Annotated in this window: 22 protein-coding genes and 1 tRNA gene; 1 reads left to right on the forward strand and 22 read right to left on the reverse strand. The window is 53.8% G+C overall.

Annotation, left to right across the window (positions count from 1 at the left end):
* Position 1 precedes the first annotated feature (1 nt).
* The 11 genes from SIB73_RS15365 to SIB73_RS15415 all read right to left on the reverse strand — a co-directional run bounded on the left by SIB73_RS15365 (position 2) and on the right by SIB73_RS15415 (position 9,353).
* Positions 2–307 (reverse strand): CpeR family transcriptional regulator, encoded by a 306-nt coding sequence (locus SIB73_RS15365; protein WP_413403822.1) that lies wholly within the window; start codon positions 305–307, stop codon positions 2–4.
* Positions 308–922, reverse strand: coding sequence for a chromophore lyase CpcT/CpeT (locus SIB73_RS15370; protein WP_413403821.1), 615 nt, complete (start codon positions 920–922; stop codon positions 308–310).
* A 20-nt stretch (positions 923–942) separates the two neighbouring features.
* Entirely contained in the window at positions 943–1,482 is a 540-nt protein-coding gene (locus SIB73_RS15375) for a phycobiliprotein lyase (protein WP_413406088.1), read from the reverse strand.
* Between the two features lie 299 nt (positions 1,483–1,781).
* The gene (locus SIB73_RS15380; RefSeq protein ID WP_413403820.1) at positions 1,782–2,516 is read right to left on the reverse strand and encodes a phycobilisome rod-core linker polypeptide; all 735 of its coding nucleotides are present in this window, start codon (positions 2,514–2,516) and stop codon (positions 1,782–1,784) included.
* A gap of 82 nt (positions 2,517–2,598) precedes the next feature.
* Positions 2,599–4,245: a phycobilisome rod-core linker polypeptide gene (locus SIB73_RS15385; RefSeq protein WP_413403819.1), complete on the reverse strand. Its 1,647-nt coding sequence runs from the start codon at positions 4,243–4,245 to the stop codon at positions 2,599–2,601.
* Positions 4,246–4,300: 55 nt separating this feature from the next.
* The gene (locus SIB73_RS15390) at positions 4,301–5,185 is read right to left on the reverse strand and encodes a phycobilisome linker polypeptide (RefSeq protein WP_413403818.1); all 885 of its coding nucleotides are present in this window, start codon (positions 5,183–5,185) and stop codon (positions 4,301–4,303) included.
* Positions 5,186–5,327: 142 nt separating this feature from the next.
* Positions 5,328–6,029 carry a pentapeptide repeat-containing protein gene (locus tag SIB73_RS15395; RefSeq protein WP_413406086.1) on the reverse strand — a complete coding sequence of 234 codons (702 nt, stop codon included), beginning with the start codon at positions 6,027–6,029 and terminating at the stop codon, positions 5,328–5,330.
* Positions 6,030–6,321: 292 nt separating this feature from the next.
* Positions 6,322–7,224 carry a phycobilisome rod-core linker polypeptide gene (locus SIB73_RS15400; RefSeq protein WP_413403817.1) on the reverse strand — a complete coding sequence of 301 codons (903 nt, stop codon included), beginning with the start codon at positions 7,222–7,224 and terminating at the stop codon, positions 6,322–6,324.
* A gap of 310 nt (positions 7,225–7,534) precedes the next feature.
* The gene (locus SIB73_RS15405; protein WP_413403816.1) at positions 7,535–8,257 is read right to left on the reverse strand and encodes a phycobilisome rod-core linker polypeptide; all 723 of its coding nucleotides are present in this window, start codon (positions 8,255–8,257) and stop codon (positions 7,535–7,537) included.
* Between the two features lie 26 nt (positions 8,258–8,283).
* Positions 8,284–8,910 (reverse strand): phycobilisome polypeptide, encoded by a 627-nt coding sequence (locus SIB73_RS15410; RefSeq protein WP_413403815.1) that lies wholly within the window; start codon positions 8,908–8,910, stop codon positions 8,284–8,286.
* A complete protein-coding gene (locus SIB73_RS15415; protein WP_413403814.1) occupies positions 8,907–9,353 on the reverse strand; it encodes a hypothetical protein in 447 nt (148 codons plus the stop codon). The genes SIB73_RS15410 and SIB73_RS15415 overlap by 4 nt, the downstream gene beginning before the upstream one ends.
* A gap of 171 nt (positions 9,354–9,524) precedes the next feature.
* Between SIB73_RS15415 and SIB73_RS15420 the strand changes: the two genes are divergently transcribed.
* A complete protein-coding gene (locus SIB73_RS15420; protein ID WP_413403813.1) occupies positions 9,525–9,983 on the forward strand; it encodes a hypothetical protein in 459 nt (152 codons plus the stop codon).
* 28 nt (positions 9,984–10,011) lie between these two features.
* Here SIB73_RS15420 and SIB73_RS15425 read toward each other — a convergent pair whose 3' ends face one another.
* The 11 genes from SIB73_RS15425 to psbB form a co-directional block, all read right to left on the reverse strand.
* On the reverse strand, positions 10,012–10,581 hold the full coding sequence (locus SIB73_RS15425; RefSeq protein WP_413403812.1) for a hypothetical protein: 570 nt from the start codon (positions 10,579–10,581) through the stop codon (positions 10,012–10,014).
* A 357-nt stretch (positions 10,582–10,938) separates the two neighbouring features.
* Positions 10,939–11,011, reverse strand: a tRNA-Phe gene (locus SIB73_RS15430).
* 30 nt (positions 11,012–11,041) lie between these two features.
* Positions 11,042–11,707 (reverse strand): ComF family protein, encoded by a 666-nt coding sequence (locus SIB73_RS15435; RefSeq protein WP_413403811.1) that lies wholly within the window; start codon positions 11,705–11,707, stop codon positions 11,042–11,044.
* Positions 11,708–11,728: 21 nt separating this feature from the next.
* Entirely contained in the window at positions 11,729–12,016 is a 288-nt protein-coding gene (locus tag SIB73_RS15440) for a DUF2470 domain-containing protein (protein ID WP_413403810.1), read from the reverse strand.
* A 148-nt stretch (positions 12,017–12,164) separates the two neighbouring features.
* Positions 12,165–13,454: an FGGY-family carbohydrate kinase gene (locus SIB73_RS15445; RefSeq protein ID WP_413403809.1), complete on the reverse strand. Its 1,290-nt coding sequence runs from the start codon at positions 13,452–13,454 to the stop codon at positions 12,165–12,167.
* Between the two features lie 4 nt (positions 13,455–13,458).
* Positions 13,459–14,685, reverse strand: coding sequence for a methionine adenosyltransferase (gene metK / locus SIB73_RS15450; RefSeq protein ID WP_413406085.1), 1,227 nt, complete (start codon positions 14,683–14,685; stop codon positions 13,459–13,461).
* Between the two features lie 40 nt (positions 14,686–14,725).
* A complete protein-coding gene (locus SIB73_RS15455) occupies positions 14,726–15,523 on the reverse strand; it encodes an HAD family hydrolase (RefSeq protein ID WP_413403808.1) in 798 nt (265 codons plus the stop codon).
* 13 nt (positions 15,524–15,536) lie between these two features.
* On the reverse strand, positions 15,537–16,643 hold the full coding sequence (locus SIB73_RS15460) for a 30S ribosomal protein S1 (RefSeq protein ID WP_413403807.1): 1,107 nt from the start codon (positions 16,641–16,643) through the stop codon (positions 15,537–15,539).
* Positions 16,644–16,744: 101 nt separating this feature from the next.
* Positions 16,745–17,221 carry a transcriptional regulator NrdR gene (gene nrdR, locus SIB73_RS15465; protein WP_066904216.1) on the reverse strand — a complete coding sequence of 159 codons (477 nt, stop codon included), beginning with the start codon at positions 17,219–17,221 and terminating at the stop codon, positions 16,745–16,747.
* 117 nt (positions 17,222–17,338) lie between these two features.
* Positions 17,339–17,434, reverse strand: a complete 96-nt coding sequence (locus SIB73_RS15470) for a photosystem II reaction center protein T (RefSeq protein WP_006042122.1) — start codon at positions 17,432–17,434, stop codon at positions 17,339–17,341.
* Positions 17,435–17,455: 21 nt separating this feature from the next.
* The gene (gene psbB / locus SIB73_RS15475) at positions 17,456–19,015 is read right to left on the reverse strand and encodes a photosystem II chlorophyll-binding protein CP47 (RefSeq protein ID WP_413403806.1); all 1,560 of its coding nucleotides are present in this window, start codon (positions 19,013–19,015) and stop codon (positions 17,456–17,458) included.
* Between the last annotated feature and the right edge of the window lie 255 nt (positions 19,016–19,270).

Consider the following 19,270-nt stretch of genomic DNA (forward strand, 5'->3'; position numbering starts at 1 on the left):
CTCAAGTATTTATTTCTGAATAACGTGTTTGTTTGGCGCCACGTTTAGCCCAGTAAGTCACTAAATTTTCTCCTCCTGGCCTTGGAACACTCGCGATTGCGCGCAGAATTTTAAAGGAACGATTTGGTCCCATAGGCCAGTTACCTACAGCTTTAATTTGCCTTACTTTTCCTCCGATTTCAACAATACACTGTTCAAATTTTTCGAGCTGAGTTTGATCAACAGTTTCAAACACAAAGTCGGTGCCTTCGCAGATCAGGTGTTGTGATCTTATCCATCCTTTAAGCTGCTTTATGCTGCTTTGCATTCACTCTTTGACTTCATTGATCCATTCTGGTGTAATCATCTCAGAAAGATCTGCGATACGTTTGAATTTAAGTGGGCCATGTTCTGAGCCCCAGCGAACTTCGTCTGTTTCAGGGTCGAAACCTCTATCACGGCTTATCCAGTTTTGCTCGTCAACTTCAACTTCACTGACAAGATACGTTAGTTTCCCGTCCCTTGGTACCAAGCATTCTTTTCCAGGTTCGACATTGCCGACGTAGTGTCCAGCTGTTTTTTCCTTGAAATGCATTGCACAACCGCATCTTTTTTGTAAGCTGCTGGGATCTAAAGACTTTAGTAATTCTGGTTGTCTACCAGATCCTGCTAAACGTTCTTTATTGCTGAAGCCGAAGTTTTCTACGATAAATAAATTGTCTTTGTAAGACAAGCGATGAATTCCTTGTCTGTAGGGATCCCATGGAGAATAGTCGTAATATTGCTCAGAATAAAAGCCAGGTCCTTGAAAAACATTCCAAGCTAGTGGCCGGAATACGATGTTGATACGTGCAAAGTCTTTGGGACGTTCTTGTGACTGAGCAAAATTGTCAAAGACTCCAGACAGCGTTTTTGCAAATCTGATTTTGTCTTGTAGTCTCATAAATAAACTAAAATCTTTAATTAATCAACGGAAATTTTTTTGACTTCAGATGCAAACGATGCTTGCAGTATGCCTGATCCCGCTGAGGTCTTCAGGACTGATGAGCGGCAGCGGACATGGTCGGAAATGAACCAAATCCTTTCTTCCGCAATGGATTGATCATAGTGAGTTTCGAGAATGAACGTGCCATCATCGAGAAAGCGGTATTCTGATTCTGCTGCTACTGATTCGGCATAGCCAATGCTTCTTAATAGTTTTCCGGATTGCCCATCTTTAGGGATTGGCAAAATGATGCATGATCCACTGGAAACCTCGTTTGGATCATCAGGCTCCCAATCACTCTCTGCACTCCATTCCATTGAAAAGGGAGAAATATAGTGACTGTCGTTTGGCAGAGACGAAGCCTGTATAAGTTCTCTTAGTTGATTTGTATCATCAATGAATTCTTTGATTGATATTTCACTGAGTACGTCTTCGAATTGTTGAAATGCAAGAGAATGTCCGCTTCTCATTGAGCGCCAGTCTCCAATGCTTTGAGCAACGAACTGCTCAATATCCATCATTAATTCCTGCTTTGATTATTGAGCCCTTCGGTGTTTTTAGGTAAGTTGGCTTGCATCATGTTGACCATCGAATCCACCATCATGGACATGGCCATGGGAACCGAGGCAACAGATTTATTGAAAGCGTCTGTTTGATTCGGGTCGGACCTGGTCGTGTCTCTTAAAATTGGCATGTCAGGGAGTGTAGATGAGAAAAAGAGGCATCTGTCTAGCTGATGGGATTGAATTGGCGTAATTGAACGCCAATTCAATTATCTCTGATTCAATCAACAATCAGAGGTCAATCCCATGAAGGTTTAAGCCTTCGAAATAGAAATGATCCGGCCACCTTGAGCTTGGATGCTCCTCAGGGTTGCAGACATTGAGGTTTGGCTGACTACCGACTTCTGCATCACACGGCGATTGGCGCTGACCTGGCGACGCGTTGTCCAAAAAATTGAGATTCCATTGGCATTACCAACGCTTTTGCGATCGACGATCGCAGGTGCGTTTCCAGTTGAGAGGCTGCTCAGGAGTTTTGATCCATTGCTTGCGGCGTCATAGCCTGCGAAGCCCGCTTCAACCGCAATTCCTCGTGTGTAATTAATTGTTCGACCACCAGTGATTGATTCGCTTGAGCGATTGTGAGGAACTCTATCAATACCAAACGCAGCGAGATACTCCTCGCTGTACGTATAACTAGCTATCTCAGCTTCATATCCTTCAGTGTTCATTCGGGTGACATGCTCCATCAGCTCTTGCTGATCATGAGGAGGTCTTCCCAGTAAATGTTTGAAGTTGAGCTCTACAAACTGATAGGGACTCTTGTCTGCAAGAAATAATTTCTTATAAGTATCTGACTGTGCAAGGGCTGTCACGAACCCCTGAACCGTTAGATCGCCATTCATAAACAAGGCTTCAAGAGACTTGTTAACGTCGAGCTCCATAAGGTGACGGTTGCCGAAAACCTGTTTGTAAATGCTTTGAATCACTTCGTCAGCATGTCCCAGATCAGCATTTGCCTGGGTCGCCAGTGTGGTGGTTTCCGTCATGTCTCAGGTGATTAGGTGATGGATCATTTTTAGGCCTTTTGATAATCAAAAGGCCTATTCAATAAGTATTGATGTAAATTTCTTACATTACTTCGGTGATGGATACAATTTTCCCACCCCTTGCGTGGATGTACTTCATCTGGCTGGACATGTCTTTCCCTGATACCAGATAGGTGTTGCCTGCTGTGCGTTGTCTGGTGCGCGCAGCTTGAGCTGCCACAACAATTCTGAAGCGCTTTTTGGTTGGATCGGGTGAACCAGATTGGGTGCCAGTTCTGTTGATTCTCGTTGTGGTGGAGCTCCAACCACCTGGAACCATTCCTGTTGCGACTGAAGTGACCAATGAAGAACTGGTCAGAACTGTGTCGCTTGCAGCGAACCCTTCGGCCAGCTTGAGATGACGGTTGAAAGCCACCTGTGAGCGGCCGTTTTCAGAGAGAATCCGAGCGAATGGAACGGTATCTTCTCCGAAAGTGCTTTGGTATTCCTCGCAGTCAACGTAACTGCAAATCTCAGCCTCATAACCACCTTCAGAAAGAATCCGTGTGTGCTCACTGATTTCTGCCTGGGTTTTAGGTGCACGTCCGAGGAAATGCTTGAAGTTCAGTTCGATGAAACGATAGGGGGCATTCGTTTCGAAGAAACGCTTCTTGTATTCGGCGGAAAGGCCAATGGCACGCACAAATTCGCGGGTGCTCAGATAGCCGTCGATGAATTTGCTTTCTGCCGAAACGGATCTTTCGAATTCCATAAGATGAGGGTTGCCCATCACCTGTTTGTAAGAGGCTCGAATCAGAGCATTCAGCTGATCTGCACTATCGCCAGGACAGCGTTGGAACGTTTCCTGCTCTCTTTGCCCAAGACCAAAGAACACGTAGGAGTCACCGCGCATTGGAGCGCTGTCGCTGCCGCTGGTGATTCCAGGCGCTTTGCTGGGGATCTGTCCTCTTGAGAAGGCAGAAGAAGGGCGAACGCCAATTGTTTCTGAAGGACTGCTGATTCGGGGAGCAATGCCCGAGCCCATGCTGCTTGTCAGTGCACTGCTGCTTCCTCGAGCGCTGTCACTTCCGGCAAAGCTCTTTTGCAGTGCCGCCAGCATTGGGAATGCTGATGTGGCCAGATCTGCGGGTGAACTCCAGGCCCGGGCGTAAGGGACAATGTCGCTACCGAAAACCTCGAGATATTCAGCGGAATCGATGATGCTGTCGATCAGAGCATCGTGGCCACTACCGGCCTGCAAGCTGATTTTCTGTGAAATCTCAGCCTGAGAATGGGGTGCTCGTCCCAGAAGGTGCTTGAAGTTCAGTTCGATCCCGCGCTGCGGGGCAACAGCAGAGAAGAAGCGGGACTTGTAGAAGCTCGACTTCGCCAGCCCTCGGATGAAGTTTCTGACATCGAGATCACCGTTGCGAAGCTGAGCTTCCAGTTCATTGCAACGCTCATAATCCATGACGTGTGCATTGCCGAACACCTGTCGGTAACTGGCTGCAATCACATCATCCAGCGATGCTTGATCGTCGGGGCTGTAGCACTCCGCTGTCACGCGGTGTGGACAATCCTCATGGCTGCGAGGGCCCACGCCGATCGCCATTTGATCGCAGGACTGCTTTAGGAACTCTCCGATCGTGAGTGCAGGCTTCTGAGTGTTCTGCCCTTTTCTCTGGAAACTGACTGGCTTATTCCATTTGGTTTCAGCGCCGAATCCGTTCGAAGTTTGATTGGTTGCCATGGTTCAGATCGATGAATGGGTGTTTGGTTGGGGTCGAATGTCTGTTCTGATTCGATCAGGTCACCGGAGTGATGCTTGCGATCTTTCCGCCTTCTCGATGAATCCTTTTGAACTGTTCGGAAAGCTTGTCGAATGGAACGTAAAAGACACGATTACTGCGGGTGTATCGAGAGATGCGCCGAAGATTGTTGGCGCTGTAACCAGTGACCTCCACCCGATAGGTCACCCCCTCCTCGCCTGCACCAGCGCCCAGTCGTGTCGGTGCATCCTGCAAATCGGTCGAAGGGCGGAAACTCCATCCTGTCGCCTGTGTCGATGAGGGAGGAACCACCGGAAGTGGCAGGTTTTGGTAAGCCGCACCGCCAAGCTTGCTGCGGTTGCCTGCCAGATCACCTTTCAGGCTGCTGCTGCTGTTTCCACGTAACAGCTGGAAGCTCCAGGTGAATTCCTGAAGAGTCGTGCAACATTCGGTTTTCCAACCGCGTTGATAGGGGACGGTCCACTCGCCGAATGCATTCTGGTAATCGTCTGAATCCAGAAAACTGTCGATATCTGCTTCGTATCCCTTGCTGTCGAGGCGCTCAGCATGGGTGCGCATTTCCTGGAAGTCTTCAGGAGCCCTTCTGAGAAAGTGGCGGAAAGCGAGTTCGATGTAGCGGTAACGGGCGCAGGTATCGAAGAAGCGAGTGCGATAGAGCTCGCTCTTGGCGATGCGTCGCACCAGCTCTCGCACGCTGATCTCCCCGAGCTTGAACTGGGACTCAGCAATGATTTGGCGCTCGCTTTCCATGACGTAGGCGTTGCCCAGCACTTGCTGGTACACCTTGCGGATGACCTGCTCCTTCTTGGCATCGTCGTCGCCAGGGAGCAGTTCGAGGGGTGCTTCACTCTCGTCCGAGAAGCGCTCGACCCCCAAAAGCGAGGCAGGACCGAAGGGCATGAAGGTTCTCGCGATATTCGCGGACCCATCGTCAGTCAGATCAACCGCGCGCGAGCGCGTTCTTTATAAAGCTCAATCAAATGTGTCTAAATATTGCGTGACGTGACAATTCAGTGCTCCTGGAAGGGGTCTGAAGCAGGCATCAGTTTTGGTTTGCCGAATCATTTTCAGCTATCAGCGATTCCAGGCTTGTCCGTGTCGAGCTGCGTGTTAGCGGGTTCCATTGATCAAGTTCAAGGGCTTCACGGTTCAGCAGTGACTCCAGTTGCTGGTCGAGCCCCCGGCAAAGACTGAAATCAGCTCCCCGGATGGATTCAACGCAGTCGAGAGCTGCATCCTCCAGGTCTGCGCCTCGGAAATCGGCCATATCCAGCTGACTGGTTCCAAAGCGCGTGCCTCTGCACATCGCGCCTCGCAGGTTTGCATGGCGAAGATCTGCACCAGCCATGGCCGTGCCATCGAGAATGGCTCCGCTGAGATCGGTCCCACTGAGATAGGCGCCCATCAAGACGGCTTTGCGCAGGTCAACCCCCCTTAGATCTGCGTTGTTCAGAAATGCACCATTCAGCTTTGCTCCTGGACCAACGGCTCCACTGTTTTGATGATCAAAATCCTCGGGGAACTTGGTGTTCGAGTCGTATATCGCAAGACGCAGATCTGCGCCTTCAAGGTTGCATTTGCTCAAATCAGTGCCACGCAGGTTGCAACGGCAGAGCAAAGCTCCGCTTAGATCACGTTGCCCCAAATCATGACCGCTCCAATCGGAGCCTCGAGCGTCCACTGCTGAACCCTGTGCTCCCTCCGGCGACTGAGTTTCGGGCGCTGTCCAGTTGTGAAGGTCGATGAATGGTGATGTCAGCGTACGGGCCTCCTCGTTTGTATTGTCAGGAGATTACCTCTCCCAGCGATGAATACTATTCGTGAATGAAGCAAAAGCGTGATTGTTTTTTAGGTTTAGCTGATCCTTGTTCTCCTTTTAATGCCGGTGCAGTTCGACAGCAATCATGAATAGGTGCTGATTCAAGATCTTCTTTGGCTTTTTGAAATCACTAAAAAGCACCGGCCTGACCAGGCCCGGTGCTTTGCTTTCCCACTCATTTTTGGATGTGGTGATAATGGAGCGGAAGGCTCCTTATTTATGCCCAGGTTTTTGCATTTTTAGACTGATACATTCGTTGGAATGCACCGCTGTATGGGTCTTTGACTGCCTTGGAGTAAACGAATCCACTCACGTCGTATCCGGAGCCTGATTCGGAAATCTTCCGAGCGTTGCCGAATTCCATCACCAGCTGGCTCCGCGCTTCGATCGTTGTATCCGACGCGGCGTTGGCTGGAGTCACTCTGGCGAGATTGGTGAATGTGGAGCAATAAGCTCCTGCTGCCGAAGTCCAGGCTCGGGGATAGGGAACAGTATCTGTTCCAAACACTTCAAGATATTCTCCAGAATGAGTGATCTTGTAGATCAACGCATCAAATCCTCTCTCTGCGATCAGTGCGATGGCCGCACTCACTTCCGATTGGTTGATGGGAGGTCTTCCAAGCAGATGCTTGTAGTTCAACTCAATGCCACGAATCGGTGAAACACTATGAAAATACTTTTCTTTGTAGAGATCTGACTTGGCGAGGCCAGCCACGAAATCTCTCACGCTGATGTCGCCGTTGCTGAGTTGCGATTCCAGTTCAGTGCAGCGTTGGCTGCCCATGGGGCCGAGGTTTCCGAAAACCTGCTTGTAGCTCGCTGCGATAGCTGTCTCCAAAGCCTCGCTTCCATTGGATGCGTATTGGTCATTAACACTGCTGAAAGGGCATTCGCTGTGGACCCTTGGCCCAATACCGATGCCCATGGCGGAGCAGAGATTTTCCTTGTATTGCTCTGTGGTTGACGCTGCCTGGCCCTTTCGTGCGATCAAGTTGCCTTTTTCACTTTCCTGTCGGTAGAGATTGGTCGCCGTGTTTTGAAATGTTTTCGTGGAATTACCTGCGGCGTAGGAGACGCGGTTCAGGCTCGTGAAATCACGTGTCGGCTTGATGGCGACCATTGCTGATCTCAAAGTGATATTTATGCACTGACAATAATTGCGTTTTCAGGTGAGCCCCCTTAAGCCACGTGGCTTGCAACAAAATGTTTTCTCAAATTTCGTTGGTTTTCTCGATCACCATGGATCAAGGCTTAATGCTTCTTGATGAATGGTTTTGTGGGCGATTGGTCGTTATCAAATGACGCTGTTTCTCGTGTTGAATGGCTCTTTCAAGCAAAACCTTCAGTGTGTCTCACGAGTCAATTGGGACAACGACTTTCTCAGTTGTTGGTTGTGAACGGCAAGAATGTCTAGATCAAGCAAGTTTCACTCAGCGAGTGCCATACATTTCTCCGGCCACAATCAGAAGGACTCTGATCAGTTCAAAGGCGCCAATTGCAGCCAGCCCGAGCCATGCCTTCTTGGCCCACTCAGGCGTTTGGATATAAGCAGGTGCCAGAGTTTCCATTTCAATTCTGGCCTGTAGTTTCTGATCCCATTGCCGATCTCTCCAGTCGCTGCCGTAGCGAGGAAATTGCTGATAGATCGGCATCACACCTGTTGATGCTCCTGGAATGACTCTTGAACGCTGGTTTGGAACATCGTCATAGCCAAATGAATCAAGATATTCGCTGCTGTCGAGCACCGCATCAACAAAGCTGCTGAAGCCTTTCTCTGCAATCAGGATTGACCAGCTGATGCGTTCACTTTGACCATGTACTTCCCGACCAAGGACGCGTCCGACAACCTGGTCAACGAGTCTGTAATTTGTACTGCAGGCCACGTAGCCTTCCTGGAAACGTCTTGACAGCAACAACCCGCGGATGAAATCCCGTGTTGTGATGCTTCCATCACGAAACTGGGATTCAAGGTTCACGTCACGATCACATTTCATGGCGTGAAAGAAGATCTGCCGATAAGCCTGCTCGATCTGGAAATCTCGATCTTCGCGGCTAGGGAATGTGGCTCGATTCAGCTCTGACTTCAGGCCACCCTGATCGCCGACACGATTGTTCTGGCTTGTGAGCGGGTAGTCGAGCAGCCGAAGCGCCATCCGTAGAAATGCTCAGTCAACGATGCTCATTTTATGTCTGCTTCACTGAGGTGCTGTCGCGACCCGTCGTGTCTCTTCATCTCCTTGCGAATCATGTTGCAGAGATGGGACAAGGTGTCGCCCAATGCTTGAGCATCCGCATCAGCGCCAAGCCTGCTGTAACTCGCTACCGAATGAAGGCGCAGGCGATCGAGAGCCACCAGCAATGCAGCGACTGGAACATCGAGTTGTGCATAAAGCTCAGCCAGGTTCCTCATGCCATCCCTGTCGGTGATGTCGGTCTTGCGTAAGGCCGTTCCGTAAATGCTGACCCGCAGAAAATGAAAGCAGTCGCGCCAGCAGGCATCGGCCCGATCCTGCGGAAATAATTTCCCGCCTGGTTGGACCAGCTGCGGTTGCTCGCTCAGAAGATCCGCCCGCGCCTGGTCAACAAGATCGGGCACCTGCTGTTGCAATGCAGTCAGAGGCGCGGCTTCAAGGCCTGACCAACGACAACAGAACTGAATCTCCTCGTCGTGGAGCAGGCGCTGATTCTGATCGGCCTCATGGATCAAATCACGCAGTTCTTCTGGAAGGCTGGGATCCTCGCTGAGACCACACACCTTCGATTTCCTGGCGAGCTCTTTGATTCGTTCAGCTGAAGAGGAGCTCACGGATGAACAGTGTTGTTTCTCAACGTGACCGGAAGAATCGGGCATGCGGTCAGCCAGCCGTGACGTTCGAGATAGAAAGCCCATGCGATCTCAAGTCCGACCCCCGGGCAGTGATGAGGGATGGCATCCGCGATTGGGCCACACACCCCGAGATTTTTCAGCAGTGATCCAACATCGGATGCTGATCTGACTGCCGTGCTGCGGATGGCGGCGCCAACCACCCAGGTGAGTTTGGTCGCTTCTAGGGGGCAGGCGTCGCTTTCGCAGGCAAGCAGAACATTCCCTGGTTCTGCCATGGAGGCAAAGGTGTCCTGCCAGAGCTGCAGGTCATCGGGTTTCAGATTGAGTCGAAGGATCTGATCCCCGATCGAGTGGAGCTGCTCTTTCTCGTCTCCGACCCCCTCGATCAATGACACGAGGTTGGCCTGCTGTGATCCATTCATCGCTCAAGTCCGGCCCTGGGAACTGTATCGGTACTGTTCGGAATCCCTGGTGTCGATCGGCATGGATGTCACCGGAAGCTGGATTGAGCGATGTGGGTTTGCAGTAGCAGCAAGCACTCCTGGACAACCCTTACATGATCGATACGATCAGGCCGCCAATGTTTATGACTCATGGCAGCAGCTGAATCCAAGTCGGTGATGCTCCAGCAGCTCAGTCGTCAGCTGCATGCTGTCAGTGAGATTGCAGAGTCACTCACCCTGCGATTGCTTGCACTGGAGGAGCGTTTCGAGCAGCTGCATCTGGATGCTTGGTCTGATGGAACAGACTCCGGACAGGATGAAGCCAGTCAGCAGCTGCTTGATGACAGTGGTGATCGCCTCAGGCATCTTCGCTTGTTGCTCGACGAAGATGCTCCTGAACAGGGGAGCGGACTCGTGACTGCAGCCGCCGCCGAGATGAATCTTGCCTGCGTTGATGGACAAGTCTCTGACCGTGAGGATCTCGATGAGCCTGACCTTGTGCCTTCACTGAACGAAACGGTCTATGTGGATGACCCACAGATCGATCCTGCTGATGAAGACGACAATGATCAGGACAGAGATGATCAGTTCAATCTGTTAAGTGCCTGATGCTTTCGTTCAATGACATTCAGGCCGTTCATAGCTCAAGCAGGCGCACTCTGAACCGAGCGACCTGACGAGCCTGTTCAGGCTCGGACTGCACAAAAGGGTGATCATGCAAACATCGGATCACGGTTTCGATTTTTTCATCAACTGATTTTTCTTCAAGCTCGCCGCGCTTGAGACATTCTTTCCAGGCTGGATCGAACACCATGGCAAATCCGTCGGCGTTATTGAAGTGACGATCGTCGTGAATCGGTACTGGAATCAAGGAGCGATGCTGCAATAGGCCATAACCAATGGTTGCCCTGGAAGTGGTGAGACTGTTACTCCCAAACGTTCCAACTGGTTTAGCAACGGTCAAGACATTGCCAATCGGCAAACTCATCTCCTGTTGCTCCCACACCGCGATCTGACTGATGGACTGCTTTGGCGGCAGGTCCTTCGTTGACCTGGGGTTTGGCGTAGGGATTCGAATTCTATGTCTCGCTCTCTTCACCAGAACCGAATCGCCAGCGCCGTTACCCCACACACACATACACACATGTTGGTGTGTGTGTTCTTTCAACAGAAATTCAGCAGTCCATCGGGAAAGCAAGGCTTTCATTACTGGCCTGTAAGAGTTGATTGCCGATGGGAGGATCAACGACGAAGCGTTTCGATCCTGCAATGGTGCCCAAAATGTGCCTTTCACAACTTTGTGTATCTGCTTGATACACAAAACTGTGGTTTCTCATTCAGGAGGGTCTGCTGGAAGCTGGATGACGCAAGCAGGGGGGAACGGGATGGTCAGGGAAGCCATCCCGTTTTTTTGTGTTCAGTCGGTGCGTTCGAGCCCTTGTGAGTTCGTTTGATGTACGTCCGCCACTTGGATGCATGGCTTCTGAAGATGTCGGCCAGTAAAAAGCACCGAGCAGCTCCATTTTCAGGAACCATTCGGTGTTCTCTTAACGCTTAAGGAAGGTGCCAGGACCCAGATTTGAACTGGGGACACGGCGATTTTCAGTCGCCTGCTCTACCAACTGAGCTATCCCGGCGCGTTGTCCACGCGACATTCAAATCTTAAATCACGGGGTGGCCCCCCCCCTTGATGTTCTGGCGAGACAGAGCACGCCCTGGACGGCGATTCCTGCAGAAAGAAGTGCTTGTTGTGCCGCCAAGACGGTGGCGCCAGTCGTGACGATGTCATCCACCAGCCAGACCTCCTCGTTCGGAGGCGTTGCTCCGGGATGCATCGGCTCCTGCGTCGATGAAGGCCGCAGCCCGAAGCTGTTGCACTGATTGCTGACTCTCTGCCTGCGATTGAGTCGGTGCTGGCCAACCGTGGGCCGGCACCTCTGCAGAAGTTGCATTGATTGACGCTCCAGGCAGCGACACATCAGTTCCGGCAGCGGATTGGCTCTGTTTCTCGATTTCCACCCGGGGATCGGCACCAGCAGGATTTGTCGTGGCAGGTCAAGTTGGAGGACCGTGCAGAGTGCCCGCAGCGCATTGAAGTTCTGATCGCGCCGCAGCGACAGGATCAAACCGCGCATGTCGCCCTCGTACCAGGAGGCTGCGCGCCAGGGCAGTGGGCTCGTTCCCTTGAGTGCTGCCTCCGTGAGACCGAACCGATGTCGGCAGGCCTCACACAGATCAGGCTGGTCCTTTTCCCGCTGGGTCCGCCGCTTGCAGATCGCACAGCTCGGTTCGAGCAGCAGCTCCTTCAGACAATTCCGGATGGATGTCAGCAAAAGGCACTTCTGCAGCTGAATTCAGGGTTCCCCTTGTTCAGCCCCGGCAGGCATGGCCCGCAACATGCCCACGAGCGTTCGATGTGCGTCCTCGCTGTCGGTAAGGGTGTGATCAAACGGAATGCTGACGGTCTCGCCATTCACCTCAAGGGTCATGGCTTCCGCAGTGACTCCCGTCATCGTGGCTGCCGTTGCTGATGTCAGCCCTCCGTAATGGTGGGCGTAGCGAAGCACCGCATCACTGTGGTCGTCATTCATGTGACGACAGATGCGATCGCTGATGGCTGGAGTGAGGGGATCGGCGGCCATGGGAAAGATGCAGGGATGAGGGGAGCGAAATCAGCTAAAGCGCTGCCAGAGCAGCAGGGCCAGTCGAAAACCGCTGTACCCCACGTATCCGGCCAACACGACGAACAGCCCGATGGCGAGCGCGTCACGGAGTCTGTTTGCCAAAGGCTCATGGAAGCTCAGTCGATTCTCTCCCGGAATGGCTGATTTGATCATGCTGTTGTTGCAGAGCGGTGAGTGCGAGTCGTGCCACCCCCGCAGCGGGTGGGCTGTAACAACTTCGGATCGGTATGCCGAGCAATCGTTGCCGCAAGCGCCGCCATTGGGGGTTGCCTGCGCCCCCACCAAGGGTGACCAGGCGTTTCGGAGCAGGGGCTCCAAGTTCAGTGAGCCTCGTCCAGCCATGGCGTTCGATGTGGCTGAGGCCCTCCAGAAGCCCATGCAGATAGAGAGCATCGCTGACTGGCCGAGGCGTCAGGATCGGTTCAAGATCAGGGTCATCCACGGGAAAGCGCTCACCTTTGCCGCTCAAGGGCAGCAGTTTCAGCCCACTCTCCTGGTCGGGATCGATCTGCCGGCTCAGTTCCTCGAGGTCTATGCCCGGGAAGCACTCGCGCAATACAGCACCGCCACTGTTGGAGGCCCCGCCTGCAAGCCAGCGGCCACCCACACGGTGGCTGGAGGTCCCTGCACCAGTTCGCAAAGGGATGTTGGTGAAGCGTTTGAGCACGAGCGTGCTTCCCAGCACGGTGATGCCCTCATCGTCGGCGGCATCGGCGGTGAGCACTGCCGCATTGGCATCTGTTGTTCCTGCGATCACCAGCAGATCTTCAGGTAACCCCAGCTGTTTTGATCGGGCCCCGTCCATGATTCCGAGCCTTGAACCGCTCGCTCGGATCTCCGGCAAGGCCTCTCTCCAGGCCGCTGGCTCAAAGGCATTGGGCCATCGCTGATCGGTGAGTGACCAGCCCAGACGAAGGTTGTTGCCTTCTTCTCCAAATCTCCAGTCATCCATCAGCCAGCCAGCGATCCAGTCCGCCTGGTGACGAAGAATCAGCGGCTGTGGGTGCTGGTGCAGCAGCCTCAGTGCTCGGGCCAAGCTGCCACTGGCACTCGATGCCGGCTGGCCTGGCTCCACCAGCTCCCTCACCTGCTTGAGCTGTTCCGGGCAGGCCACGTTGTATGGCAAAGCCTTCCCAAGGGGAGTGCCCTCTGGATCGCAGGCCAGCAGTGTCCCTGAGGTTCCATCGACAGCCACACCCCTGAGCTTGCAGCGAAACGGCTTCGGTATGCCTTTGATCAGTTGGATGCAGCTTTTCAGCCAGTCATCCGGATCAGCCAGGCCTCGCTCGTAGCTGGTGGAATCCGTGTAGACAAGTTCCCTTTGTTCATTGAGAACCGCGATACGCACTCCACTGGTGCCCAGATCGATTCCGAGCGCCAGTGAATCGTGCATCAATGGATCAGGCGTTGCGCAGTTCAGCCGCCTTGGCGTCGACGTTTTCCCAGGGAGCCTTCAGATCGTTGCGGCCGAAGTGTCCATAGGCAGCTGTGTCCTGATAGAAGCGTCCGCCGCGTTGCTGAGGCAGATTGCGCAGTCCGAAGTTTTCGATGATAGCTCCTGGGCGCAGGTCGAAATGCTCCCGAACCAGGTTGGTCAGAGCATCGTTGGCCAACTGGCTTGTTCCGAAGGATTCGACCAGGATCGACACCGGCTTGGCAACCCCGATGGCATAGCTCAACTGCACTTCGGCTCTTTCAGCCAGGCCTGCTGCCACGAGGCATTTCGCAACGTAACGGGCTGCATAGGCTGCTGAGCGGTCGACTTTGGTGGGGTCTTTGCCTGAGAAGGCGCCTCCGCCATGACGGGCATAACCGCCGTAGGTATCCACGATGATTTTGCGACCGGTCAGTCCGGCATCACCCTGCGGTCCACCCACCACAAATTTTCCTGTTGGGTTCACGAGATATTTGGTCGCTTCCCGGCTTGGTTTGAGTGCCAGGTCGGCTGTTGCCGGTTCCACCACATGGGTCCAGAGGTCCTCCGTGATGCGCTCGCGGATGCCCTGCTCGTCACTGATGCCCCCCACTTCCGCGGTGTGCTGGGTGGAGATCAGGATCGTGTCGATCGCAACGGGCTTGTTGTTGTCGTAAACCACGCTCACCTGTGTTTTCCCATCAGGCAGGAGGTAGTCGAGTGTCCCGTTGTGACGCACTTCCGCCAGCCGTCTTGCCAGGCGATGAGCCAGGCTGATGGGCAGAGGCATCAGCTCAGGTGTCTCGTTGCACGCGTAGCCGAACATGATTCCCTGATCACCGGCGCCAACCAGATCCAGGGGATCTCCGGCGTGGTCATCGGCTTCATTCACACCTTGAGCGATGTCCGGCGACTGCTGGTCGAGGGCGACCAGGACGGCACAGCTGTTGGCATCAAAGCCACCGGCGCGGGCGCCGCTGTAGCCGATTTCCTTGATCACATTGCGAACAAGGTGGATGAAGTCCACCTGCGCTTTGGAGGTGACTTCGCCTGTGATCATGCAAAGGCCTGTGTTCACCACTGTTTCGCAGGCCACACGGCTGGACGGGTCCTGCGCCAGAAGAGCGTCAAGCACGGCATCACTGACCTGATCGCAGATCTTGTCCGGATGCCCCTCCGTGACTGATTCGGAGGTGAAGACGTATCGACTCATAACCATCGGTGATTGGTCGGGACTTTACGAGGTCGTCTTCTTAAGCCCTTGTCATTGCCTCTGTGATCGCGGTCAGTTCGCTCCAGTGATTGATCAAATGTTCATGGGCGGTGAGCTTCGGCAAGCGATGCCATCCCGCCACATAGCCAAGGGTCAGACCGATCCCTGCCTGTCGTGCCATCAACAGATCTGTGTCGGCATCTCCGATCAATGCACAATCCTCCGCTTTCAGCTCCAGCTGTGAGCAGAGTCCGTGGACAGCATCCGGATCCGGTTTGGCAGGGAGATGATCAGCACTCCAGAGTCCGCTGACGCAGTCGTTGAGTTGGTGCTGATCGAGAAAGTTCTGAATGCCCTCTGTTGTGTCATTACTGATGACGGCGCAGATGATTCCAGCTCCGGACAGCTCTTTCAGAAGACGTGCTGCATCGGGTAACAATCCAATCGGGTATCCGCCTGGATACAGCGTTTCTCTGTCGCTATCCACCTGATCGAACACCTCCTGAGCCAGAACCAGTGATTGGGGCCAGCTCAGATTCATCTGGCAGAACACCGTCGCAGTGCTCAGCAGGTTGTGATGTCTTGATGCCACAGCCAGTGTTCCGTCGGGAATGACCCCGTCAAGAGAACGGCCGTAGGTTCTCTCCAGCAGGTCATGCAGTTCCCGAAGCCTGAGGGCTGAGGCGCCTTTCGATCTGAACCGTCGCTCTGCCTCCTCAATTCTGGCGTCAGCCAGTTCGATCAAACGTGGTTCGCTGTAGGAAAGGGTGCCGTCCTTGTCGAACAGCACCCCCTGAACTGGACCGAGCAGACGGTCTTTGAGTTTGAGATGAGCCATCGGCTCGTGTTCCTCAGATCATCATTGAACCCAGGGGCTCTTCGCCTTCCTCGGCCTGCTCCAGCAACATCTGCTTGTAGCGAGCTGCCATTTCCTCGGCCTTGTCGAACACCTTCTGAGGATCCGTGAGCATGTCGCCAGGTTCCGGTTCCAGTGCCTTGGTGGAGAGAGAGATCCGGCCTCTCTCGGCGTCGAGATCAATGATCATCACCTTCATCTGATCATTCACATTCAGCACCGAGTGAGGCGTTTCGATGTGTTCGTGACTGATTTCCGAGATGTGGAGCAGACCGCTGACACCGCCGATGTCGATGAAGGCTCCATAGGGCTTGATGCCGCGCACGGTGCCAACAACAACCTCACCCACTTCGAGGCGATTCATCTTGCGTTCCACAAGAGCACGCCTGTGGCTCAGCACCAGACGATTGCGTTCCTCGTCAACCTCCAGGAATTTGAGGGGGAGGAAGTCAGCTACAAGCTCCTCTTTGGGTTTGCGTGTACTGATGTGGGAGCCAGGAATGAATCCGCGCAGGCCCTCCACCCTGACCAGTGCACCGCCTCTGTTGGTGGCAAACACCTCGGAATAAATGGTGGCGTCTTCTTTCTGCAGCTGACGGACACGTTCCCAAGCTCTCTGATATTCGATGCGCCGGATAGAGAGTGAGAGCTGTCCATCTTCGTTCTCCTCGCTCATGATGAAGAACTCCCGGATCTCACCGGGTTGAAGCACATCGCTCAGTCCCTCGACGCGATTGATCGAAACCTCCTGAAGAGGCATGAATGCCGCGGTCTTTGCACCGATATCGATCATGGCGCCCTTCGATTCCAGGGCGAATACTGTGCCGTTGACAATGTCGCCGGGCTTGAAGTTGTAGTCGTACTTACTCAGTAAGGCTGCGAATTCATCCAGCGTGAATCCGGCGTTGTCCATGTCCCTGCTGGCTGCCCGACTGCTGGGATCGTCAGCAGTGGGAATGTCTTCGGGAATGCCGAGATCTTCATCGGTACCGAAATCGGCTTGATCAGATGATCCTTCAGCCACTGCTTCGGTTGAGGATGTGACCGCTTCTGCGGTTTCTATTGCCGATTCCTGTGAAGGATCTGTGGGCGTGACAGTCATGGAACGTTGGCGGTCTGCCTCTGGGACAGAGCGATGGAATCTGAAACAGGCCCGCCGACCCGAATCAGGCAATTGCTGAGTCTACAGATCAGCGATCAAGCTCAGATCGCTGCTGTCAGTTCCGCCTTTGTTGCATTGATGCCTTCCAGGGTGGCCACAAAATCGCTCACCCCGCTGAACTGGCGATACACCGATGCAAAACGGATATAAGCAACTTCGCTGAGCAGTTTCAGTTTTTCGAGCACCAGCTCACCGATGTCGCTGCTGGAGACTTCACGGCCACTGCGTTGTTGAAGACTGAGTTCAAGCTCTTCAACCATTGTCTCAAGACGTTCTGGCGGAATACCAGTTTTCTCGCAGGCTCTGCTCAAGCCGTGAAGCAATTTGCTCCGACTGAAAGTTTCACGATTTCCGTTTCGCTTGATCACTGTGATTGGAACGGTTTCAACACGTTCGTAGGTGGTGAAACGAAATTCGCAATTGAGGCACTCTCGGCGGCGACGCACGCTCCTGCCACCATCGGCGGCTCTTGATTCGAGCACCCGGCTGTCTGTGTTCTGGCAGGAGGGGCACTGCACGCCCTTGTAATTACGTAGATGTATGAATTGTAAGGCTCGCGTCCACCCATGACATCAGTGGGGGCGAATTCACGTTTTAGACATAAAAAAAGCCCCACTGAAAGCGGGGCTGGATGATCACTTGCCGATCTTCGGAGGATCGCGGAATGCGATCGCGAAGAAGAGAGTTGCGATCGCAAGGGTGAGGATGAGGATGTAAGCGAAGCTTTCCATCGGTTATCTCCTAAGAACTGGTCAACTGAGCGGTGTGCCTGCAGGGGGCACGTAACCCTCTGGCAGTCGGCGGGTGGAGCGATCTCCAAGTTTCTGGAAGAGACCGAATTCAACCTGTTCTCCGAGATCGGGATCGATACCGGCGAACACATCGCGGTACAGCGTTCGGGCTCCGTGCCAAATGTGGCCAAAGAAGAACAGCAACGCGAAGGTGGCGTGACCGAACGTGAACCAGCCTCTGGGTGAACTGCGGAATACACCGTCGGAGTTGTAGGTCTCACGATCGAATTCGAAAGCCTCTCCCAGCTGTGCCTTTCGGGCCAGACGCTTCACATCTGCAGGGTCAGTGAAGGTTTGACCGTCGAGCGCTCCGCCGAAAACAGTCGCTGTAACACCTTGCTGTTCAAAGGAGTACTTCGCTTCAGCACGACGGAAAGGAATGTCAGCTCTCACAACGCCGTCGGAATCTTCAAGAATCACGGGGAAGTTCTCGAAGAAGTTGGGAAGGCGACGAACCTGAAGATCACGTCCATCCTTGTCTGTGAAAGAAATGTGTCCCAACCAACCTGTCGGCAGGCCGTCACCATTCACCATGGGGCCGACGCGGAACAGACCACCTTTGGCAGGGCTGTTACCGACATAGTCGTAGAAGGCCAGCTTTTCGGGAATCGAGGCATAAGCCTCGGACTCGGTTTGCCCCTGATCCATTGCCGTTTGTACGCGGCGATTGATCTCGGTTTTGAAGTAGCTCTGGTCCCATTGATATCGGGTTGGACCGAACAGCTCGATTGGTGTTGCAGCAGCTCCGTACCACATCGTTCCGGCAACAATGAAAGCTGCGAAAAACACAGCTGCAATTGCGCTGGCGAGAACCGTTTCAATGTTTCCCATCCTCAGAGCCTTGTAAAGGCGTTCCGGCGGGCGGGTGGTGATGTGGAAGATACCGGCAATGATCCCGACGATTCCAGCCGCAATGTGGTGGGCGACGATTCCGCCGGGATTGAACGGGTTGAAGCCCTCCGGTCCCCAGGACGGTTGTACCGGCTCGAGGTGTCCGGTGATTCCGTAAGGATCAGAAATCCACATTCCAGGTCCGAAGACTCCTGTGAGATGGAAGGCTCCGAACCCGAAGCAGCCGAGGCCGGCCAGGAGAAGGTGGATGCCGAAAATCTTGGGAAGGTCGAGAGCCGGCTCGCCGGTGCGGGGGTCCTGCCAGATTTCAAGATCCCAGAATGTCCAGTGCCAGATGGCGGCCAGCATGAGCAAGCCACTGAACACGATGTGAGCAGCCGCGACACCTTCGAAGCTCCAGAAGCCAGGGTCAACGCCCGTCGCTCCTGTAATGCTCCAACCTCCCCAGCTGTCCGTCACGCCCAGTCGGGCCATGAAGGGCATCACGAACATGCCCTGACGCCACATCGGGTTCAGGACAGGGTCGGAGGGGTCGAAGATGGCAAGTTCATAAAGAGCCATCGAGCCGGCCCAGCCGGCGACGAGGGCAGTGTGCATGAGGTGCACGGCCAGAAGACGGCCTGGGTCGTTAATCACGACGGTGTGCACCCGATACCAGGGCAATCCCATGGGTCAGGTTCGGGGGAACGGAGCTGCCAATGCAGCCAGACCAGGCGATCGTAGGCTGTTCACTTCGATGGACGCGTCAGCCTGTCGTGAGCCGAAACGTGAATTGATGCTCACCTGGGTGATCGAAATTCTCGTTACCGCCGGTTTCCTGGGTTTGCTTTTCTTTGGGGATATCTGTGGCCGAGGGTTACAAAACGCAACCTGAGGCTCGTAATGTCGGTGTTCCGGCGTGTCGCAGCGCCTTTCTCTAGCGAG

The sequence above is a fragment of the Synechococcus sp. MIT S9509 genome, from assembly GCF_047303035.1.
Classification (GTDB): Bacteria; Cyanobacteriota; Cyanobacteriia; order PCC-6307; family Cyanobiaceae; genus Synechococcus_C.